The organism is Brevibacillus sp. NRRL NRS-603 (assembly GCF_003013445.1).
In the GTDB taxonomy this organism is placed as follows: Bacteria; Bacillota; Bacilli; order Brevibacillales; family Brevibacillaceae; genus Brevibacillus; species Brevibacillus formosus.
Window position 1 is genome coordinate 115,415 of sequence record NZ_PXZN01000030.1, and the last position, 21,730, is coordinate 137,144.

General features: G+C 47.2%; 19 protein-coding genes. 11 read left to right on the top strand and 8 right to left on the bottom strand.

Going from position 1 to position 21,730, the window contains the following annotated elements; genetic code table 11:
* Positions 1–17 precede the first annotated feature (17 nt).
* From C7R94_RS21905 to C7R94_RS21945, 10 genes are all read left to right on the top strand, one after another.
* Complete coding sequence (locus C7R94_RS21905) at positions 18–959, top strand: ring-cleaving dioxygenase (protein ID WP_106784674.1); 942 nt, start codon at positions 18–20, stop codon at positions 957–959.
* Positions 960–974: 15 nt separating this feature from the next.
* On the top strand, positions 975–2,033 hold the full coding sequence (locus tag C7R94_RS21910) for an LLM class flavin-dependent oxidoreductase (protein WP_088910053.1): 1,059 nt from the start codon (positions 975–977) through the stop codon (positions 2,031–2,033).
* Between the two features lie 243 nt (positions 2,034–2,276).
* Entirely contained in the window at positions 2,277–4,496 is a 2,220-nt protein-coding gene (locus tag C7R94_RS21915; RefSeq protein WP_106784677.1) for a tetratricopeptide repeat protein, read from the top strand.
* Positions 4,497–4,518: 22 nt separating this feature from the next.
* A complete protein-coding gene (locus tag C7R94_RS21920) occupies positions 4,519–5,151 on the top strand; it encodes a DUF1266 domain-containing protein (RefSeq protein WP_106784679.1) in 633 nt (210 codons plus the stop codon).
* Positions 5,152–5,260: 109 nt separating this feature from the next.
* The gene (locus tag C7R94_RS21925; protein ID WP_106784681.1) at positions 5,261–6,148 is read left to right on the top strand and encodes a TIGR01777 family oxidoreductase; all 888 of its coding nucleotides are present in this window, start codon (positions 5,261–5,263) and stop codon (positions 6,146–6,148) included.
* Positions 6,145–7,005, top strand: a complete 861-nt coding sequence (locus tag C7R94_RS21930) for a helix-turn-helix domain-containing protein (RefSeq protein WP_106784683.1) — start codon at positions 6,145–6,147, stop codon at positions 7,003–7,005. Before C7R94_RS21925 ends, C7R94_RS21930 begins: the two co-directional genes overlap by 4 nt.
* Before the next feature lie 54 nt (positions 7,006–7,059).
* Positions 7,060–7,452: a VOC family protein gene (locus C7R94_RS21935; protein WP_106784741.1), complete on the top strand. Its 393-nt coding sequence runs from the start codon at positions 7,060–7,062 to the stop codon at positions 7,450–7,452.
* A 652-nt stretch (positions 7,453–8,104) separates the two neighbouring features.
* Complete coding sequence (locus tag C7R94_RS31030; protein ID WP_369835018.1) at positions 8,105–8,227, top strand: sigma factor-like helix-turn-helix DNA-binding protein; 123 nt, start codon at positions 8,105–8,107, stop codon at positions 8,225–8,227.
* Entirely contained in the window at positions 8,170–8,385 is a 216-nt protein-coding gene (locus C7R94_RS30365; RefSeq protein ID WP_197240479.1) for a hypothetical protein, read from the top strand. Before C7R94_RS31030 ends, C7R94_RS30365 begins: the two co-directional genes overlap by 58 nt.
* A 128-nt stretch (positions 8,386–8,513) precedes the next feature.
* On the top strand, positions 8,514–8,957 hold the full coding sequence (locus C7R94_RS21945; RefSeq protein ID WP_106784688.1) for a hypothetical protein: 444 nt from the start codon (positions 8,514–8,516) through the stop codon (positions 8,955–8,957).
* 59 nt (positions 8,958–9,016) lie between these two features.
* Here the strand turns inward: C7R94_RS21945 and C7R94_RS21950 are convergent, their stop codons facing one another.
* From C7R94_RS21950 to C7R94_RS21960, 3 genes are all read right to left on the bottom strand, one after another.
* Positions 9,017–9,388 carry a hypothetical protein gene (locus C7R94_RS21950; RefSeq protein WP_106784690.1) on the bottom strand — a complete coding sequence of 124 codons (372 nt, stop codon included), beginning with the start codon at positions 9,386–9,388 and terminating at the stop codon, positions 9,017–9,019.
* A gap of 266 nt (positions 9,389–9,654) precedes the next feature.
* Positions 9,655–11,130, bottom strand: coding sequence for an RtcB family protein (locus C7R94_RS21955; protein WP_106784693.1), 1,476 nt, complete (start codon positions 11,128–11,130; stop codon positions 9,655–9,657).
* 387 nt (positions 11,131–11,517) lie between these two features.
* Entirely contained in the window at positions 11,518–12,606 is a 1,089-nt protein-coding gene (locus C7R94_RS21960; protein WP_106784695.1) for an ankyrin repeat domain-containing protein, read from the bottom strand.
* 231 nt (positions 12,607–12,837) lie between these two features.
* Here C7R94_RS21960 and C7R94_RS21965 point away from each other — a divergent pair, with 231 nt between their 5' ends.
* Positions 12,838–15,954, top strand: coding sequence for a S8 family serine peptidase (locus tag C7R94_RS21965; protein WP_106784697.1), 3,117 nt, complete (start codon positions 12,838–12,840; stop codon positions 15,952–15,954).
* 83 nt (positions 15,955–16,037) lie between these two features.
* On the opposite strand, the gene ptsP is transcribed toward C7R94_RS21965, so the two are convergent.
* The 5 genes from ptsP to C7R94_RS21990 are packed head-to-tail and all read right to left on the bottom strand — an operon-like array spanning position 16,038 to position 21,722.
* Positions 16,038–17,765: a phosphoenolpyruvate--protein phosphotransferase gene (ptsP, locus tag C7R94_RS21970; RefSeq protein WP_106784700.1), complete on the bottom strand. Its 1,728-nt coding sequence runs from the start codon at positions 17,763–17,765 to the stop codon at positions 16,038–16,040.
* A 59-nt stretch (positions 17,766–17,824) separates the two neighbouring features.
* Complete coding sequence (locus C7R94_RS21975; protein WP_047070224.1) at positions 17,825–18,085, bottom strand: HPr family phosphocarrier protein; 261 nt, start codon at positions 18,083–18,085, stop codon at positions 17,825–17,827.
* Between the two features lie 16 nt (positions 18,086–18,101).
* On the bottom strand, positions 18,102–20,042 hold the full coding sequence (locus C7R94_RS21980; RefSeq protein WP_106784702.1) for a PTS fructose transporter subunit IIABC: 1,941 nt from the start codon (positions 20,040–20,042) through the stop codon (positions 18,102–18,104).
* Between the two features lie 16 nt (positions 20,043–20,058).
* The gene (gene pfkB, locus C7R94_RS21985) at positions 20,059–20,970 is read right to left on the bottom strand and encodes a 1-phosphofructokinase (RefSeq protein WP_106784705.1); all 912 of its coding nucleotides are present in this window, start codon (positions 20,968–20,970) and stop codon (positions 20,059–20,061) included.
* Entirely contained in the window at positions 20,967–21,722 is a 756-nt protein-coding gene (locus C7R94_RS21990; protein ID WP_106784707.1) for a DeoR/GlpR family DNA-binding transcription regulator, read from the bottom strand. Before C7R94_RS21990 ends, pfkB begins: the two co-directional genes overlap by 4 nt.
* Positions 21,723–21,730: the final 8 nt, after the last annotated feature.

Here is a 21,730-nt window from a genome sequence, read left to right on the forward strand (position 1 = left end):
AACAAGGAGGAACTACCATGTACACCATTCCAGGCCATCACCATGTATCTATGTTAACTAAACATGCTCCATCGAATAATCACTTTTACCAAAACTTATTGGGACTGCGCAGAGTGAAGAAAACCGTCAACCAGGACGATCCGTCGATGTATCACCTGTTCTACGGAGATTTGACAGGCAGCGCCGGAACCGAGTTGTCATTTTTTGAAATGCCGATGGTAGGAAAAACCGTACGCGGCACGAACGCCATTACTCGAATCGGCTTGCTCGTTCCGTCACTGGAGAGCTTGACCTTTTGGAAGAAGCGCTTTGAGCAACTGAATGTTCACCATGGCGACATTACCAAGTACACAGGCCGCGATGCTTTGCATTTTGAAGACCCGGAAGGCCTGCGACTGATCCTGATTAATAACAACGGCGAAGGAGTTCCATCGAATTGGGCTCCATGGGACGAATCCGTGGTCGAAGAAAAGCATCGCATTTTGGGAATCGGCACGGTTGAGATTACCGTCCGCTCCTTGGACAAATTAGCCAGTCTGTTGACAGACACATTCGGTTATACCGAAGTATCGCGCTCGGAACATGAAGCCATTTATCAATCCGTCCCAGGGAAATCCTTCGGTGAAATTGTCATCAAGCAAGAAGAGGGGGCCCCTGAAAAACCGGGTCGAGGAAGTGTTCATCACTTGGCAATTCGCGTGAAAAACGATGAAGAGCTGCAATACTGGGATGACGCCGTTCGAAAACGCGGTTTCCGCTCAACAGGGATCGTGGATCGATTTTATTTCAAAAGCTTGTATTTCCGTGAGTCAAACGGCATTTTGTTCGAAATCGCAACAGACGGTCCTGGCTTCACAGTAGATTCCACCGTCGAGGAGCTCGGAAAAGCTTTGGACTTACCTCCATTCCTCGAAGAACGCCGTGCAGAAATTGAAGCGAAATTGACACCTATAGACTAAAAGGAGTGAATCAACATGGAGCAATATCGTATCGATACCAAAAAGGGGCTTGAATTCGGTTTGTATTCCATTGGCGACCATGTCCCGAATCCACACACCGGGTCCAAGATTTCTTCTGAACAGCGCATCAAGGAATTAATTGAAGCAAGTAAGCTGGCAGATGAAGCAGGGCTTGATGTATTCGCTGTCGGCGAAAGCCACCAGACGTATTTTACGACACAAGCACATACCGTCATTCTGGGAGCGATCGCACAAGCTACGAAAAACATTAAAATCGCTAGCTCCGCCACTGTATTAAGCACCTCTGATCCGGTCCGCGTGTACGAGGATTTCGCTACCTTGGATCTGATCTCCAATGGCCGGGCAGAAATTGTTGCCGGACGCGGTTCCCGAGTAGGAGCATATAGCCTCCTCGGCTACGATGTGCGCGACTATGAGGAATTGTTTGAAGAGAAAATGGACCTTCTTCTCAAGCTAAATAACGAGGATCGCGTGACCTGGGAAGGGCAGTTCCGTGCACCGCTACAAAACGCTACGATCCTGCCGCAGCCTTTACAAGGACGTCTTCCCATCTGGCGTGCAGTAGGGGGACCACCCGCAAGCGCGATTAAAGCTGGTCAAGCTGGCGTGCCTATGATGCTGACCACACTCGGAGGTCCAGCCATCAACTTCAAAGGTTCCGTCGATGCTTACCGGGAGGCTGCGAAGCAAAATGGTTTTGACCCAGCGACTCTGCCGGTAGCGACAACGAGTTTGTTTTATACAGCCGACAAAACTTCGGATGCGCTTCGCGAGTTCTATCCGCATCTAAATGGTGGGTTTATCGCATTGCGTGGCGGTGGTTACCCGAAGCAACAGTTTGCACAGTCTGTCGATTATCGTGATGCGTTAATGGTAGGCAGCCCTGACGTCATCATCGAAAAAATGCTTTACCAATACGAAATGTACGGACAACAACGCTTCATGGCGCAAATCGACTTTGGCGGCGTACCTTTTGATAAAATTGCGAAAAACATTGAACTGATCGCAACGAAAATCTTGCCTGAAGTGAAAAAGCATACAACCAAATCGTAACAAAAAGCCTATGAAAAGCGTCGTCTTCAGTGCCAGTTATCTCAAATTAGAGATACCCGATGCAATGCAGCTCTGTTGTTAATACGGCCCTCAGACCAAAGGCCTCCAAGACGCGGATCTTCTTCTCACAGGGAAAGAAGGTCTGTGTCTTTTTTATTTTTCCATGATAGTTAAAATTATCCTAAGTAGATTATAATCATGAAACAACAGATGAATCACACGTAAAAGGTGGCGTGACGACTTGTGAATATTTGGAGGATACTGGACATTGATCCTACCGAAGATATTTCGACGATTAAAAAAGCCTATGCGAAAAAGCTAAAGCTGCATCACCCGGAAGATGATCCTGAGGGCTACCAACAACTGCGAGAAGCATACGATCTGGCCATTAAAATGGCGAAGCAGGGGCAGAGAAAACCAAAGGCAGAAGTGACATCCATAGCCGATGCAGAACCCCCTGTACAAACGGAAGAGGATACCCCCATCCTCACTGTTCAGCGTCGGCTGTCCTTTCAACATATTGACGCCGTACCAGATCGAAATGATTCAGTTGAACAGATAGACACCTTCACAGAAGAGGATACTCCCATTCTCACTGTTCAACGTCGGCTGTCCTTTCAACATATTGACGCCGCGCCAGATCGCAATAATCCGGTTGAACAGGTAGATACTTTCATGGAAGAGGATACTCCCATTCTCACTGTTCAGCGTCGGCTGTCCTTTCAACATATTGACGCCGCACCAGATCACAATGATCGAGTTGAACAAATAGATACTTTCATGGAAGAAGATACTCCTATTCTTACTGTTCAACGTCGGCTGTCCTTTCAACATATTGACACCGCACCAGATCGCAATGATCCAATTGGACTGATAGACACTTTCATGGAGCAAGTAAAAGCTTTGTACGACGATTTCCCTTCCAGAATCAATCCTGAAAATTGGACAAAGCTGCTCCGTTCTGACTTAGTGTGGAACATACATCTGAGAAGAATCGCCAGTGATCGCCTGTTTCACTTTCTGCACGAGCACCACCATTTGCCTAAAAGCGTCTGGTTAATACTAGAGGATGGCTTTCAATGGCGGGAGCTTATTCAAGAGGCTTTTAATATGGACAAGCACTCGAAAAATTTTTGCCAATACTATCTGAAGCAGCTAGACGAGCCAGGATTGCGTTTTGATACTTTGCTTGCGGCGCCCCATCTCGATCGTGATATATTTTTGTCTTACCGCGATGCGGCTTATCAAGCCTTGAAAGAAAATCAACTGGAGCAAGCAAGCAACTCACTTAACGCGGCTATTACCTTATTTGCCGATGACCCCGAATTGCTTCGCCTTCAGGGAGAGTATTGCCTGCGAATCGGTGACACGGATGGTGCACTCGACGCTTATTCCCGAATCATCAGCATTCAGCCAGACGATATCGACAGCTACCTGGCTCGAGCCTACATATGGTACCACGAACAACATGTCACCGAGGCTCAGAAGGAATGCGAGTACATCTTGTCTAAACTCCCAAACCATCAGGAAGCACTTAGCCTGCTCGGAAAGTGTCAGCTGAAGCTGGGTAATGAAGCTCAGGCAAAAGTCACATTTGAACAACTGCTCGCAGCCAGTCCACACGATTACGAGGCGCTCATTTTGCTCACCCAGATTCGTGGAAACATGCTGAAACAAGTCAAGAAGCTGCCAGCCAAAGAAAGAAAGCATGCCTTGCAGCAATTGACTGTGGAGCTGGGAGAACGGAAAGGCTTGAATAAACAAATAAAGCCAGCCATTCATTTTCAAGTAGCTGTAGCCACGGTGACCCTTGCTCTCATCATGCTTTTTCAATCTCTTCTATACAACGCATATGTAGATCATACGAAATCCACTGCCATTCCTAATGTAGAGGCTCATCAGAATGAGCTGGTTAAATTATCATCGCCAGAGGCTTTGAAACAGATTGGACCCAACCAATTCGTTCAAGCCAAGCTAACGAATCTCCGTAGTCTGAACATCTATCAATATACGAAAACAGATAAAGACGGAAATAGCTACACGACATACGAAAATTATTTGACGTTTAACGAAACCGGAGACATAGGAAAAATTACTCCTTCAGGCTTCGTAGAAATCGGCTACTTGGGCGATACACCCATCCTCGTCATTACGAAGCATAGTACGATCGAAATTGAAAAAACCGGAATCTTAGAATTTGAAATGGGCCAGGTAATGGATATACCGCCTAAGGTACTGACGGACACAAAGAAAATGTTACAGGATTTGGAACTGACTCCTTTGTTCGATTTCAACAAGCTTAATCAGAATCAAATGATTGAGGTAAAGTATTTGACGATCCCAACGATCCCGAGTCCGAGCCCGCCGTTGGAGATCTATTTCTATGGGCTGATTCTTTTGGTCTTGTGTCGTTTCTTCTTTGGGTCACTGTACAATCTGTATATCATCACTCGAGTCTATTAACAAGGAGTGAACTTTTTCATACATGTTCACATTCAAGCGTAAAAAGGAAAAACAATTTCACTTCTTTACCTGCATTATGCATTCAGCTATTGGGATTGGGGCAGATACGGCCTACATCGAAATAAAAGATAACTATAGAAAACGGGGAATAAGAGACGCAGCGAGTCAGAAAGAGAGACTATCATGGATGCTAAAAGAAGGCGAGCGGAAAGAATTTGCCCGGCTTCACCATTTCTTATCAGCGTTATCAGAGTCAGGACGCGTGGAATATATCAACTCTCTGGAACCAGATCGGGATCGCGTCGGCAAGGCAAAGATCGTTCATTACTATCTGCGAAGACTCCCAGATGAAGGTATTGCCGCCTATGATTATGCCTGGGTCTCCTACTTGAGTGGTACGAGATGGGAAGGCGGCTATATCAGCAAAGAGGAAGCTCGGCAGTTTAAGTTAGAGGCTGTGAGACAAGCGCAGCAAGCTTATAACAGCTGGAGCGAGTTTATCACAGGGTATATCGCCGGCTATCAGTTTATGACTGCGCAAACATCGCTGGATCACCTGCGCCAAAATGATTGGAATTTTTCACGTTCCTTTGTTTCCAAACACTGCATGCTATCGAAATCTAACTGGCATACCGACTTTTCAAATCTTAGCTAATAAATAAAGCTCTCCCCATTTTGGGTGAAGAGCTTTTTCACTGCTGCTACTTCGTATTATGTTACAATTATTGTAAGAAATTCGAAACCGTAGGAAGCGAGTTGAGCTTATGAAAAAGAAAGTCGTCCTGGCCGGTGGCACTGGCTTTATCGGCAAGTATCTGGCAGACAAATTCAATCAACTTGGCTACGAAGTAACGATTATCGCAAGAACTTCCCCTCATATAACGTGGGACAATCACGCGAAAATCGTGGAAGCTTTGGAAGATTCCGAGCTGCTTATCAACCTGGCAGGCAAATCCGTCAACTGTCGTTATCATGATAAAAACAAAGAAGAAATTCTGAAATCTCGGACAGAGACCACTCACATACTCGGCAATGCTGTTTTGGCTTGCAAAAACCCGCCTTCGCTCTGGCTCAATTCCAGCACAGCCACCATCTATAGGCATGCGGAGGATCGTCCCATGACGGAAGCAGGAGGGGAGATTGGAACAGGCTTTTCTGTTGACGTCGCCAAGCAATGGGAAGCTGCCTTCTTTTCCTTTGATTTGCCGAATACGAGACAAGTAGCCTTACGTATGGCGATCGTGCTGGGGGAAAACGGCGGGGTTATCGATCCATACAAAAATCTCGTTCGCTTTGGACTCGGGGGTGTACAAGGGTCTGGGAACCAGCGTTTTAGCTGGATTCATGTCGAAGATATCTTTCAGATCATTCTCTTTTTGAAAGAGCGAACGGACCTAAGCGGCGTATTCAATTGTTCTTCTCCCCATCCCGTCACAAACCGTGAATTCATGCAGCATTTTCGCAGCGTGATGAATCGGAGCTTCGGACTGCCTTCTCCCAAATGGATGCTGGAAATGGGGGCCATGATGATCGGAACGGAAACAGAGCTGGTGTTAAAAAGCCGCTGGGTCATTCCAGAAAGGCTTGAGCGTGAAGGGTACCAGTTTCGTTTTGCCCATATTGATAAGACGCTACAGGATATCGTGAAATGACCGACAAGCCTTCCAGGAACTATGTTCTCCATGCAAAAAGCAAGCAATTTTACTGGGCAGGGGATGGGCAGCTTTCCATTAAAACATTTCGTAATGGAAGGGCACATTACAAGACGAGCAAAGGCTTTTTTGCTGTAGAAGAGGGCAGGTATCTCTTGCTGAACGAAGGGGAGTATACCATTTCCATCGAGGAAGATGAGGATGTGGAATCGTTTTGTATTTTCTTCAGGCATGGTTTTGGCGAGGAGATTTTAAGCACGTTTGTAGATTCAACCGACAGACTTCTCAGTGATCCATATAAGGAAATGGCTTCGATCGGTTTTTTTGAAAAAACCTATCATACGAGCCATACGCTTGCTTCTCAGTTAGCGATTTTGAAAGAACGTCTCACCTTCCTTGATCGGGACTCCATCGGTTATGAAGAACAATTTCACCAGATTATGCGGACCATATTGCTTGGACACTTTGATGTAAGAAAAGAAATGGATGCTTTGCACGCCCTTCGACAATCGACCCGCGAAGAACTGTATCGAAGAACCAGTACCGCCCACGATTATATACGAGCTTTTTATGATCAACCTATCAGGCTCGATGAGATTGCAAAGATTGCTTCTCTATCCCCCAACCATTTGTTGCGAGCGTACGCCCAAGTGTATGGAAAAACACCCCACCAGCATATCTCGGAATACCGAATACAACGAGCCAAGCAACTGTTAGCCAAGCTGGACTTCAGTATGACAGACATCGCCTTTGAGCTGGGATTCAGTAACCCCGTTTCCTTTAGCAAAATGTTTAAGCAACATGTCGGGATTTCCCCTCTGTCATTCAGAAAAAAAGTGATTCTGGATAAGAAATAATCAATGGATTCGTCTATGCTGAGGAGGATACGTGAACAAATGGGGGATTTAATCATGAACACGAACCTGATTCAAAAAGTAGAGCAAATCGGCATCCCTGTAAAAAATCTGGAAATAGCCGTACATTTTTACAAAGAGCAGCTAGGGCTCCCTCTTTTGTTTCAGACAGGCAATATGGCATTCTTTGAATGTAACGGACTTCGCCTCATACTGAGCCTGCCAGAAAAAAAGCAATTTGCACACGCCAGCTCCGTCATTTACTTTCACGTGGATGATATTCAAACCGCTTTTAAAGAATTAAAAAGTAGGAACGTAACGTTTATCGACGAGCCACATCTCGTAGCCAAAATGGGGCAAACGGAAACGTGGATGACCTTCTTTAAAGACACAGAATGGAATACGCATGCCTTCGTGAGTGAAGTACAAGGAGAGACTGTTTCATTTTGAAGTTTATTGACTCCCCCTGATTACATATATTTACATAACTTTACATTAAAGGAATTTAAGTTAATAAAGTTAAATGATTTGGTAAAATGGTAATAGACAACATGAACTATTCCACTCGGACAACAGCAGAGTGATTACGCCAGCAGACAGCAGGGGTCTTGCAGTCCTTCGAAGTAAATCATGCTACGTACAGCAGATTTTCATGAGTCTCTCGCTGGTTAAACACACATCTATAAAAGGAGGAAAACCTATGAATTACGAAATTTCTCAGTGTTAAAAATAATAACAGATCCTCTCACAATTTAGTGTGCAGGAAGAGTCATCATTTTAGTAATTGAGACGTGCCAGTTTAAATCTGGTGCGTTTATTTTTTTGTTAATAAAACAGAACGTATGATCTTGTTTTTTTCAAACATTAAGTCAATTAGAAGGTCGGTGAGCATTTGACAAAAGAGGAATGTAGAAAAATTCTACGACGTATTGCTTGGAACCTGAACTATAGAGAAAGAAAGAGGTTACGTAATGAATGCCCGATATTAGTTGATTTTGGTAAGCAACAATGGAAGGTCGAACACAGCGACAGTCTTTATGTTGAAGAGTTGTTAGGACAATTGCCTAGTGTAAAGGAAAGATATGTCATCCGGAAGGTTATCTTGGAAGGTCTCACAGCAAAAGAAGTCGGAAAAGAATTAAACATGGGAGAAAGAGGCGTAAATCAATGCAAAAGTCGGGGCCTAAAGAAGCTGCACAAATATCTAACCACACATTTAGTTTAATGGTTGAGCAGGCAAGAAGTGGAAATAACGAAGCGTTACTCAAGGTCTTGGAAGAAATGGAACCTGAAATTAACAACTTAGCAAGCTTTCTTAAACTTTCAAAGGAAGAGGGGATTCAGGAGATTACGATGCAGTTTATTGAGAAACTCAGGGGATGAAAAATCTTTAAATATTTTTTGTGAACCGTTCCGTTTTACCTCTGATTTTTTCCTAGATAGATGAAAGCAACAATGACCGGTCAAATACTGTTGCTTATCAAAATCACTTAAAAGGGGAATGTATGATAATGGCAAAACGAGTAACTCACTATGTACCAGGAACAAACATCACCTTCACAATGAAGCCAGGAAGCGTTCATATTGACAATGACTCTTATCTTCGAACTGTGCTAAATAATGAGGTTATGACGGCAAAAGAAATCGCAAGAGAGATTAAAGATATTTACTATGATGTATATGGTGAAAATCTTGATATTTCTACGAAATCCCTTGCTATTGAAATTTTAGGTCACGTATATCCAGGTGAATTTGCCAAGTTTATCAAGAAGGAATTCGATCTTCCTAACTGGATTACGAAGCAAATCGATAAAGTGGTTCGTCGAACAGAGGTAATTGATTGCGGAGAGGATAATAAGGGAAGCGAAGACGATAATCGAGCATTTTGGGATTTTCTTGCCAAACTTTTTGATACATTAAGTTCTGTGGTGACGGTTCCATTTCCGGGATTGTAAGCAAACTCAAGAACGTTCACTCCAATTTGGAGTGAACGTTCTTTGAGTTTAGCGAACTTTTAAGGTGATTTTGATAATCGTCTGGCATTTAAAGATGAAGTTATAACAATTAACATACTGCCAACAAATCCAGCAATAGTAATTATTGTATTGTATTCATGGTAGCTTTTAATTAAAGATTGAACCATGGAAAAGCCCCAAAGAAAAGAAGGGATAACAAGAAAATAAACCAGTCTAGTGTTAGAAGTAAATTTAACATAGATCAGCGCGACAATTGTGGAGATAAACAATGTTAGAATCATATATTGCATTTCATCTGAAGAAATAGACATTGGCATATCACTTGAAAGTAGCATCTTATAGAGCCAAAGTATACCGAACCAGATAGCAATGATGCCGTTAACACAGAATATTAATAGTCCTTTCATCATTTTCCCTCCTGATAAAGACATGTTGTAGGAACGTAAGTTTTTTGTAACCAATTAGGCAACCACCTAGTTGTTATGACGGAACAAAACGGAAAAAGTTTCAAATAAATGTAAATAAAAACCATAATGAAACAAACTTACTTTCTTTGTACAATTTCCACTGTTCATTCCATTACACTTCAATAACAAAGCAAATGCTATTTCTCAATATACTCATGATAGGATCTTACATGAAACCAGTAGCACTTATTTCATCAGTCACTATTTCTTTACCCTTTCACCGTAGCAATCGGCGCCACTTCGGCCACAATCTCAGCCATCCCATGATCCACATGCGACTGAATTACCGGAGTAATATCTTTATAGGCATACGGCGCCTCTTTTTTCAGCTCTTCTTCCCATTTCTTCAAAATATCGCTCCGTCCGCGCAAATCCGCCCGCTTCGGGTCAATCGGGTTGATCACGCGGAAGTTAGCAAGAAACTCGCGAAACCGGTCATCGTCCACTTTCACAGCATCGCCGCGAGAAAGTGCACGACCTGCGCCATGGCTTGCACTAAACAAGCTATCCCGATTGCCGAGCCCTGCCAAAATAAAGCTGTGCGAGCCCATGGAACCAGGGATAAACACAGGTTCGCCCGTATACTGAAACGGCGTGCCCATCATTTGCTCAGCCGATTTCGCCGTACACGACCCTTTTCGATGCAAAAATCCACCCACCTGCTCCAGCTGCTCTTCCCACAAATAATTATGAGGCGCATCGTACAACAGCCTGTGTTCAAAATCACCCAATACATCGGAAATCGATTTGTACATCATCAGCCCCAGCATCAAGCGATTGGCAAATGCAAAGTTCGCCGCATTGTGCAGGAGACTCCAGAACATTTTCCACTGCGGTTCGAAACGCTCCGAAAGAGGCAGTGGATACATGCCGTTATCCGGATGCTTCAAGGAAGTCGGGTACATCTTTTTCAGCATCTCCTTAATCCATGCACCGCTGTGATAACCAATGGAAACAGAGCCGGTATGAATCATGAGAACGACTTGCCCTTCTTTCAGCCCCCATTGACTGGCGATAGAGCCCTGATGCACTTTTTTGACCACCTGAATCTCAAAAAAATGATTCCCTCCGCCAAGTGAACCGATTTGTGCATCCCGGGAAAGCTCGGCAGGACCGAGAAAGTCATCGAGGCCAATCGTCGATTCTGCGATAAAGGACCCCATTTTATTGACATGGTTTAAATCCAGCTCCTGCTGCTTCTCGTTGTAATAACGCCAAATTCCCTCGCCATTCGCTTCCTTGTGGCTGTCCAGTATGCCGATCAGGCCTTCCTTGAACATTTTCTCGCGCATCTGCCGCGTCATCGGAATATTGCGGCCCCCTTCGAAAAAAACATGGCGCACATTCCGTTCAATGGCATCCAGATTTGTGCGAATCTGTTCCTCGTGCAAATCCGTGACATACAGACGCATCCCGCAGTTAATGTCGTTGCCAATCGCTTGCGGCAGTACAAACCCACGTGTAAACAGCGTCGTGCCTACAGGGATGCCGCTTCCTTTATGAAAATCGGGCGTAATGGCTACTTCCAAAACCCCTGTATTGGGATCGTCAAAATAATCGGGTGAATGCTTTTGCAGCGTTGCAATTGTTTCATTCACCTCTAAAAGTCGATGAAGCTCCTCCACCGCATTGTTTTCTACTTTTACTTCCGGATTGATGAAATATTTAATGGGTGTGTTGCTCAATAGAAGACCACCTTTATTCGTTTTATAGGAACGTACGTTCTTTGTTTGTCAATAGAAAAAGCCGCTTTCATGCTGATTTCGTCCTTCCTGGATGAAAATACGCAGCATAGAATCGCAGCTTTTACGCTTGGGAGCTATTGTGTTATCACAAGGGCGTTATCAGTAGCCTATGGGAAACGGAGATGGCTCACTCTTACACAACGCAATCGCGTAAAAGGCATACCTATGGAGTTGGATTTTATCGCTACATGGTTTTGTTTCATGCTTGGTTACGTATGCGAACATGTTGGAATCCTCCTCCTTTCGTTTCTTGCTCATGATCTTATCATTGGATAAAATTTACTGTCAAGCCCCCGAATTATCGAGGGCCCGAGTGATCTTTCCCTTTTACATCGAGTCAAACTCGCCTTCCATAAACTTGATCAGGTACACCTCCGGCTGCGCAAAAAATTCCGTAAAGCTGCACAAGTCCGCATACTCCTTATGCTCCTCATCGTAGCAGCCGATGCTCCCTTTTTTCTTTGGATTCCACACAAGATGCAGATGGGAGTAGTTGTCGATTTCGGCAGACAAACGCAGCAGCTTTTGCCGTCCGATTTTCATCTCAATCGTATCGGTCAATGTGAAAAAGTCGATATACGCGATGTCATACTCATTGTCCGCCAGCTCAAGACGCAGCTCTTCTCCGGTAAGAAAACCAATCAGTTCTTCGGTCAGTTTATATTTTTGCAGCTCGTACTTTTTGTTCTCCACATCATGCAGCTCGGCAGGTTCCAGCGATTTCAAATAAGCAGCCAACTCCGTATCTTTATTGCTGACCGCGATGGTATAAGGGCGCTCTCCACCCTTTTCCGCAACCATAATGTCCGCACCGCGTTCAACCAAATACTTGACCATAGCGGCATTCCCCATGCGCGTGGCAACTGTTAATGGGGTCGCTTGATACGGATACACCATATTCGGTTTGTTATAATTGATGTCTACCCCATGATCAAGCAAGTAGGCCGTGGTCGTAAGGTCATGATCCGACACGGCTTCACGCAATACATCGCCGCCATGCAGTCTTATATCCAGTCCCAGCTCTTGAATAAGCGGGATGTTCTTTTTGTTGCCATAGTAAGCCTCCGAATAAGCGCCTGAGCGCACCTGATTGACCATGTCCAGCTTGGCGCCTTGCGCTACAACATAACGAACGAGCTCTTCCGTGCAATAGCGTACGGCCATCAAAAAAGCTGGATTATTTTTGACATTCAAATTAACGCCATGCTCTACCAGCAGCTTAACAACTTCTAGCTTCTCTGATAAAATCGCCAGCTCCAACGGGCTTAGGGTCGTATATTTGCTAAGCACGATGCCCTTTTCTATATCCCATCCGGCCGCAATCGCATCTTGTAAAGCCGGGATATTTCCTTGATAAATATGCATCGCGATTTCTGGCAGCTCTTCGAAACTCCCGATATCTTTCAACTTGATCATCGATTACCCTCTCCTGACTTATGTCTTATGAAAAATATAGAAAATGATTTGGCAAAAAACAACAAATAATTACCTTATTCTTCTTCATTCGATTGAAAATACAGTTAATTTTGTCTATTTTTGACGAATTTGCTCGATAAATAGTTTTTTGCCAATAAAAGGAGTAATTTTACGAGAAGAGAAATACTTATGCAAATCGTCTTATACATAATTTTTAAGGAGAGTGGACTGATGAAGAAGATGCGTACTCTCGCTTCTCTTACGCTTGCAGCATCACTCATGCTGAGTGGCCTTCCTTACAATGCACTGGCAGCGGCGGAGTTTAGCGAACAGGATTGGGAAAAAGTAAACGAGTTTACCAACGCGGAAGTAGAGATTGGCTCCGAAATCTCGAAAATCTCCCCCCTGCTGAACACCAGTTCCAGCAAAAACGTCAGTGTCATTATTGAGCTGCAAAGTGAACCTTCGATCACAGCTAAACATAATGAAGGTTCAGAATCTTCCGTTAGATCATTGCGAGCAAAAGTAGAGGAGGAGCAAGAATCCTTCCTCGATGAAGCAAAAGACAACAAGGTCAAACTGAAGGTAAAGCGCAAGTTTGAACATGTATTCAATGGGATGGAAGCAACGGTGTCAGCCGACGAGTTGGAAGAGCTGGCTGAACTGCCACAGGTAAAGCGCATTTATCAAAATACGTATTATGAGCTTCCCGAAATTGATGCTGTCAGCGAGAAAGCATCGTCCACCAAATGGGATCAAGCCCCTCTCCAACAAATTGGCGTTCTCGACATGTGGAAGGAAGGTCTGACTGGGAAAGGGTTGAAGGTCGGCGTCATCGATACCGGTGTCGATTACAAGCACCCTGATCTCAAGGATGCTTATAAAGGCGGATATGACTCCTTCGACAATGACAAGGACCCTTATGAAGAAGCACCAATCCCTGTGGAGGATGACCGCGATGGAAAAGGATATGAAGGCTCCAGCCATGGAACTCACGTATCCGGCACCATCGTAGGACGCGCCAAAAACAGGACCTCAGATGTGCAGGTAAAAGGGGTTGCCTACGGTGCAGACCTTTACGTCTACCGTGTATTGGGCCGAGGAGGCGGAAGCTCCGCTCAGGTCATCGACGGTATCGAAAAAGCGGTAAAGGACGGCATGGATGTTATTAACCTGTCGCTTGGCGCCGCTATGGAGAAGAACTCTGACTCCCCAGATGCCATCGCTGTAAATAATGCGGTACTGTCTGGTGTGATCACGGTTGTATCCGGTGGGAACTCCGCCGACGATGAACGCGGCAGACATTATTACACCGCGGGATCACCTTCTGGTGCGAGGCTGCCGATCACAGTTGCAGCCGTAGACTCTCCTACCGTGCAATATGACAGCTCAGCAACCTCGTCCTTCGGAGCCAATTACGAATTCCCTGTGATGGCATGGCAGGTGAGAAAGGATAACTTCGCCTCCATCATCGGAACCAAACCGCTGCCAGTCGTCTACGCCAACCTCGGCTCGCGCAGCGATTTTGAAAAGGCAAATGTAAAAGGCAAAGTCGCTCTTGTTTCCCGCGGTACTCTCGGCTTCACGGAAAAAATCGAAAACGCCCGAAAAGCTGGTGCTGTCGCTATCGTGGTCTTTAACGGTAACGACGCCGATGGCGATGGCGTAGCTGATCTGGATATCCGTGATCGCGAGGGCTATGTCAACACGATCCTGGGTGACCAGATCGAAGCGATCCCTACCTTTGACATGAAGGGTCTGGAAGGCCGTACGCTGGCAAAAGAGCTGCTGGCTGACCCTGAAAAAGCGAAAACACTGACGTTTACGTTCTCAGGAAACTACCCAAGCACAAATGATCCGGGTGACCGCATTGCCAGCTTTAGCTCGCGCGGTCCAATCATGGGCGACGATTACAGCATCAAGCCGAATCTGGCTGCGCCAGGTGTAGCCGTTCTGTCCAGCTATCCATCTTGGAGCAAGCTGATCCCTAACGCCAAGTACGACAAGGCATACGCCCGTCTAAACGGTACAAGCATGGCGGCTCCCCACGTTTCCGGTCTTGCCCTGCTGTTGAAACAGGCACATCCGGATTGGACACCTGCCGATATCAAGGCAGCGCTCGCGAACACCTCAAAGCCGCTCTATAGCCCAGACGGCACACTTTACGATGTGTACTCCCAAGGTGCAGGCCGCGTAAACGGCTACGCCGCATCGAAAACACCTGCTGTTCTGACAACGGTAGAGCAGCTCACTATTTTGGGCGAAGATTTTGAGCCGAAGACCATTCCGTATTATGCAGATAACGTTTCCTTTGGCTTGCTGAAGGCTGGCAGCAATACCGTCACGAAAACTCTCCAGCTGAAAAACCTGTCCAAGAAGGATGTTTCGTACGATGCAAAAGTGATCATGCATCCGTCCGTCACAACAGATCCGTACAAGCCGGACTCCAAAACGCCAGATGTAGATGATATCAATGTGGAAATCTCTGATGATTCCATCTCCGCTAAAAAAGGCGATGAGACCACATTTGAGCTCAGCCTGACTGTTGACTCCGATGCAAAAGACGGCGTGTATGAAGGCGAAGTCCTGCTGAAAGGCGAGAAAGGCAACCCTGACCTGCGCCTGCCGTTTGCTGTACACGTGGGAGAAAAGCGTGAGGATACCAACTTCGGTTTCGACAACCTGAAGCTGTCCGATACGACAATCACCCCTGATGGTGATGGCAATGAGGATTCGTTCACACTCGAAGCCGAGCTGCAAGCCACAGACGTGAACCAGATCTCTGTTGAGGCATGGGACATGGACGATAAATACGTCGGTACGCTCGCATCTGTGTTCAACAATTACGCGCTGATTGCGCCAGGCCCTATCAGCTTCTCTAATCTCGATGGTACTTACTACGATGGTAGCCAAGTAGCGAAGAAGCTCGATCCAGGCAAATACAAGCTGAAGCTCGTCGGTCGAAGCGTTGACCAAAGCAAACCGAAGGGTGAACAGATTGTAAAAGAATACGAGGCTTGGAAATCCTTCATGATTAAGGCATCTGATAAAAACGCAGTCTTGTCCAAGGTAGTGGAAGAAGCCGAGGAGCAATTCGAGTTTGAGGTTGCTAACACTACAGAGCTGGAACAGCCAGTGCTTTCCCTGCCGGAGGAGAGCGATGAAGTGACTTATCAGGTGACAAAGAGCTCTGATGAGGCGTTTATCGACGATGAGGGGATTTTGAAGGAGCTGCCTGCCGAAGGGGAAGAGACCGTTACGCTGTATGTGACGATTACTTCTAAGGAAGATGAGTCGGTTACACGAACAGTGAAGGTGGATGTGACGTTAGAGGCGGTAGTCGAGTAGTTTGGTATGAGATTTTTTAGATGAATGAAGGCTCCGCCACACATCATGGCGGAGCCTTATCATTTTGCCAACTATACCGGCCATTACAGCTTGTTCAAAATTTCCTCTTTGATAAAAGCTCTGATCTCTTCGCCACTCTCCAGAGTGAGGACGTGTTGTGCTGTGTCCTGTAGCGACTTGTAATCCAGCTTTCTCAGCAAATGGCGGGCCCGAAGAACGGAAGTTGCACTCATGCTGAATTCATCCAGTCCCAACCCGAGCAGAATCGGGATCGCCAATTCCTCCCCGGCCATTTCTCCGCACATGCCTACCCATTTGCCTTCCTGATGGGCCGCCTTGATTACCTGATTCACCAGCCGTAAAATGGCGGGATGGTACGGATCGTACAAGTAGGCGACCTGCTCGTTCATTCTGTCCGCTGCCATCACATACTGAATCAAATCATTGGTTCCGATGCTGAAGAAATCGGCTTCCTTGGCGAGCTGGTCTGCGATCATCGCAGCTGCTGGCACCTCGATCATGATTCCTACTTCCAAATGATCGTTAAACAAAATGCTTTGGTTGCGCAGCTCTGCCCTCACTTCGTCCAGGATCTGGTTCGCTCGGCGCAGCTCGGCTATAGTGGCGATCATTGGATACATGATCTTGATATTGCCGTATATACTTGCCCGAAGCAAAGCGCGTAACTGCGTCTTAAACAGTTCCACGCGATCCAGGCAAAGCCGGATGGCTCGATAGCCTAGAAACGGATTCAATTCTTTCGGCAGATCGAGGTAGGAAAGCTCCTTGTCCCCGCCGATGTCCAATGTTCGAATGACAACTGGTCGATCCTTGCCCATGTTCTCTGCAACTGCTTTGTAAGCCGCAAACTGCTCTTCTTCCGTGGGGAACTGCTCCCGCCCCATATAAAGAAATTCGGTACGAAACAGTCCGATCCCCTCGGCGCCGTTTTCAACGGCCTGCACGGCGTCCTGCGGATTCCCGATGTTGGCTGCCAATTCCACGCGGTGCCCATCTGCGGTAACACTTTCTTCATGAACCAGACGAGCCCAATCCTCTTTTTGTTTCCAGTAAGCCTGCTGTTTGGCTTCATAGACTGCGACGACAGCTTCGTCCGGTCGAATGTGTACCTCGCCCTCAAGTCCGTCGACGATGACCAGATCCCCGGTTTGCAGCTGCTCTGTAATGTCTGACATGCCTACCACCGCCGGGATTTCCATGGTGCGTGCCATGATGGCGGAGTGAGACGTGCGGCCGCCTATATTCGTTGCAAATCCTTTTACCTTTTCCCTGTCCAACTGTGCCGTATCGGATGGCGTCAGATCGTGTACAATCAGCACCACAGGCTCTGCGTAATCGGCTTGCAACTGATCGTTTATGCCGAGCAGATTCTTTAGCAGGCGCTGGCTGACATCGCGCAAATCCGCCGCCCGCTCCCGCATGTACTCGTCGTCCATGCTTTCAAAAATGGCGACAAAGCTGTCACGAACCTCCTCCAGAGCTGCTTCCGCATTCACTCTTTCGCTTCCCAACTTCTCCTCAATGGCACCAATAAACTCCGGGTCCTGCAAAAAAAGCTGGTGGGCTTCAAAGATTCTCGCTTCTTCTTCGCCCATCTCGTGGCGGACCTTCTTCTTGACCTGCTCGAGCTCTATATCTGCCGCTCTCACACTTTCCTGAAATCGCGCAAGCTCTGCGGCCACCTCATCTTGGTCAAGAATGCGTCGTTCATATTGAACCATCTCTTCCTTTTGTACAACAGCTCGTCCAATCACGATTCCGGGAGCTGCAGCGATCCCTTTTTGCAGCATTACAATCGCTCCTTATCGAAGCCGCACCCCCTGTTGTCCAGAGGGGGCTTCCTGTCATGTTACCCGTGAACGGACATGAGCAATTTGCCAAGCTCCTCCATTGCTTGCTCTGCCTGTTCTCCAGTGATTTCAAGGGTGATTTGCTCCCCCATCTTCGCACCCAGTGTCATCAAGCCCATGATGCTTTTGCCATTGATCTTTTTCGTGCCCTTGATCACGTTTACCTCACAAGGAAACGAAGTAGCCTTTTGTACGAATAACGTTGCCGGACGGGCGTGCAGTCCAGTCGGATTTTGAATGGTGAAAGTATTGGTCAACATCTGGTTCCAGCTCCTTTTACTCTACCGCATCTTTTTTCAGAACTTTTAGCATGAGTGCCGTAACGATTGTTCCGGCAAGAATGGAAACAAGGTAAAGCGGCCAGTTGCCGATTACCGGCAAAACGAATATTCCGCCATGAGGGGCAGGCAATGTGCATCCAAACAGCATCGACAACCCGCCAGCTACGGCAGAGCCAACTACGAGCGAAGGAATGACGCGTGTCGGATCAGCCGCGGCAAACGGGATCGCCCCCTCAGTAATGAAGGTTGCCCCCAGGACATAAGCCGTTTTGCCCGCCTGCCGCTCTTCCATGGTAAATTTCTTCTTGAACAGCGTAGTCGCCAAAGCGATTCCGAGCGGCGGAGTCATCCCGGCTGCCATAATCGCTGCGTGAGGGGTGAAGTTGCCCTCGGCAATCATTGCAATCCCAAACGTAAAGGCTGCTTTGTTGACAGGGCCACCCATATCAAAGGCCATCATTGCACCCAAGATCACACCTAGGATAACCGCGTTACCAGTGCCCATGTTTTTCAGCCAGTCACCCAGCGCCGCATTGGCCGCGGCAACCGGTTCAGATACGACATACACCATGACAAAGCCTGTAAGCAAAATCCCAAGCAGCGGATACAACAGCATCGGCTTGATGCCTTCTAACGATTCGGGCAATCCAGCCAACACTTTTTTCAATCCGACCACAATATATCCGGCCAGGAACCCTGCGATGATTCCTCCGAGGAAGCCCGAGCCGGAAGTAGCCGCCAGCAAGCCTCCCACCATACCGGGAGCAAAACCAGGGCGATCAGCGATGCTCTTGGCGATAAACCCGGCCAATACCGGGATCATCAGCTTGAACGCAGTCCCTCCGCCGATGTCCATCAGGACTTTGGCCAGCGGATGGAAGGACGGATCGTTTGGATCAACTGCCTTGATCCCAAACATAAAGCTCAGCGCAATGATAATCCCGCCGCCTACGACAAACGGAAGCATGTTGGACACGCCGTTCATCAGGTGCTTGTAAAAAGCGGGCTGCTTCGCTTTTTTCTCCGCCTTTGCTTCTTGGACATGGTCCTGAAAGCTAGCCCCGCCTCCGCGGTAGATGCTTCCCTTTTGCTCTACTGCGCGCTGAAGCAGCTCTTCGGTATTGCGTATCCCTTCCGCAACCGGCACTTCAATGACGATCTTGCCAGCAAAGCGTTCCATCTCCACCTGCTTGTCAGCAGCCACAATCACCGCTGTCGCTTCCTCAATATCCTGCGAAGAAAGCTTGTTTTTCACACCGCCGGAACCGTTTGTCTCTACCTTGATGGCAATCCCCAGCTCTGCAGCTTTTTTCTTCAGTGCATCGGCCGCCATGTACGTATGGGCGATCCCGGTCGGGCAAGCGGTTACTGCGACTACTTTTGTCACCTGTTTCTCTGAGGTCTCTTGTCTATTCTGTTGCTCTTCTTGTTCCTTGTTCTCTACAACGCTTTCATTTTCGCCCTGGATTTCTTTTTCTTTGCGCGTGATTATCTCCAGCACCTGTTCCTTCGTCTCGGCCCTCGTCAGCTCCTGACGAAAGGCTTCGTCCATGAGCATCTGAGAAAGCAACGCCAGTGTTTCGAGATGGGCCTGGTTGGCGTTCTCAGTAGCCGCAATCATGAAGAAAAGATGTGCTTTTTGGTTATCCAACGAGTCAAAATCAACGCCCTCTTTAGAAAAGCCGTATGCAATGCTGGGAGTTTTGACTGCTGCTGTCTTGGCATGTGGGATGGCGATTCCTTCTCCAATTCCGGTGGAGCCTTGTGCCTCCCGCGCGAGAATGGCCTGCTTCATCTCTTCCCTGCTGTTGAGCCGTCCAGCCTCGTCCAATTTTTCAATCAACTCATCCAATACTGCTTCCTTGGTGGAAGCAGACAGAGGGAATAGAATCGTGTCAGCTTTTAACAAATCGGCAATGCGAATCTCGTTATTCATCGTTGAACCCCCTTTATCAAATGGCGGTTATTGTGATTTCCGGAAGAAATGCTTGTATCTTCTCATGTGTGCAGAAGCCTTCTGAGAGAGCAGTCATACTCCCCGCTGCTACAGCAAAACGAAACGCGGCTTCCGTATCCATTCCCTGCCTATAGCCATAAAGGAAACCGGCAACCATCGAGTCTCCGGCACCGATCGAATTGACTGGTTTGCGCTGTGGAATCTGGGCGACATAGGCCGCATGCCGATTGACAAATACGGCACCCTGACCAGCCATCGACACGATGACGTTCTGTGCGCCTATTTGCAAAGACTTACGCGCCAAATCGATCGCCTCTGCTGGTGTGGCAATCGTCACCCCAAACAGTTCCCCCAACTCATGATGATTGGGCTTGATGAGAAACGGCTCTTCCGACAAACCGGTTTCAAGCGCTTTCCCTTTTGCATCGAGGAAGATACGGACGCCCTTGCCACGCAGCCGCTTCATGATCGTCTGATACATATCAGACGGCAAGCTTTTCGGCACGCTTCCCGCGAGTACCAGATAATCGCCGCCCTGCAAGCTGTCGATCTGTTGCATCAGCCTTTGGAGCGCTTCTTCCGGGATGTCCGGTGAGACTCCGCTGATATCCGTTTCGGTCTGCGCCTTTATTTTTAAATTGATTCTGGAATCCTGTCCGATTTGGATCAAGTCATGAGAGATGCCGGCTTGCTCGATTTGCTGTTGAATAAACGCTCCCGTAAACCCACCGACAAACCCCAGCGCCGTGCTGTTTTCCCCGAGTATGCGGAGAACCTTTGATACATTTATGCCTTTTCCACCTGCGACCTTCCACTCTTTTTGCGCCTGATGAATGGTTCCTTGCGACAGAGCAGTGATCCACAAGTGGTAGTCAATCGATGGGTTCAGGGTTACTGTGTAAATCATGCTTTCACCACTTTAAGAGTTGATAGTCTGCCGTAAACTTGTTGTTCCTCTTCGCTCAAACCGTCATCCGTGATTACCGTGATGCCTTGCAGGTCTCCCACTTTGGCAAAGGTGACCCTGGAAAACTTGTCAGAGTCGGCCAAGACAAATCGCTCGTCAGAAAACTGCAAGGCCAGCTGCTTGACGTATGCCTCATCCGGGTCAGGTGTGGTCAGACCGTGATGCTGGTCAATGCCGTTGGTCCCGAGAAAGCATTTGTCGAATCGGTATTGGCTGAGCGCAGTGATCGCATCACGCCCCACCATCGACAGTGTAGCCGCTTTCAATTCTCCGCCCAGCAGGATCGTCCTGATGTTTCGCTTGATAAGCTGAAGGGCAATGTCCACCCCGTTGGTAACGACCATGATGTTGTCGTAAGGTAAATAGGGCAGCATCTGATACGTCGTGGTTCCCGCATCGATGAAAATCGAGTCGTGTGGTTTTATCAAGCTGGCGGCATATTTGGCGATCGCCAATTTCTCCCGCTCATGTTTGACCGATTTTTCCAGAACCGTCGGCTCTTCGATTTTGCTCTGTAGCACAGACGCCCCGCCATGCACGCGTTTAAGCAAGCGCTGTTCTTCCAATTCGCTTAAATCTCGCCGGATCGTCGATTCCGATGCCCCAGTCGCTTCCACAAGCTCATGAATGCGCACAATATCTTTTTCTTTCACTAAAGCTACTATCAGTTGATGACGTTCAGGGGTTAGCATTGTATCCT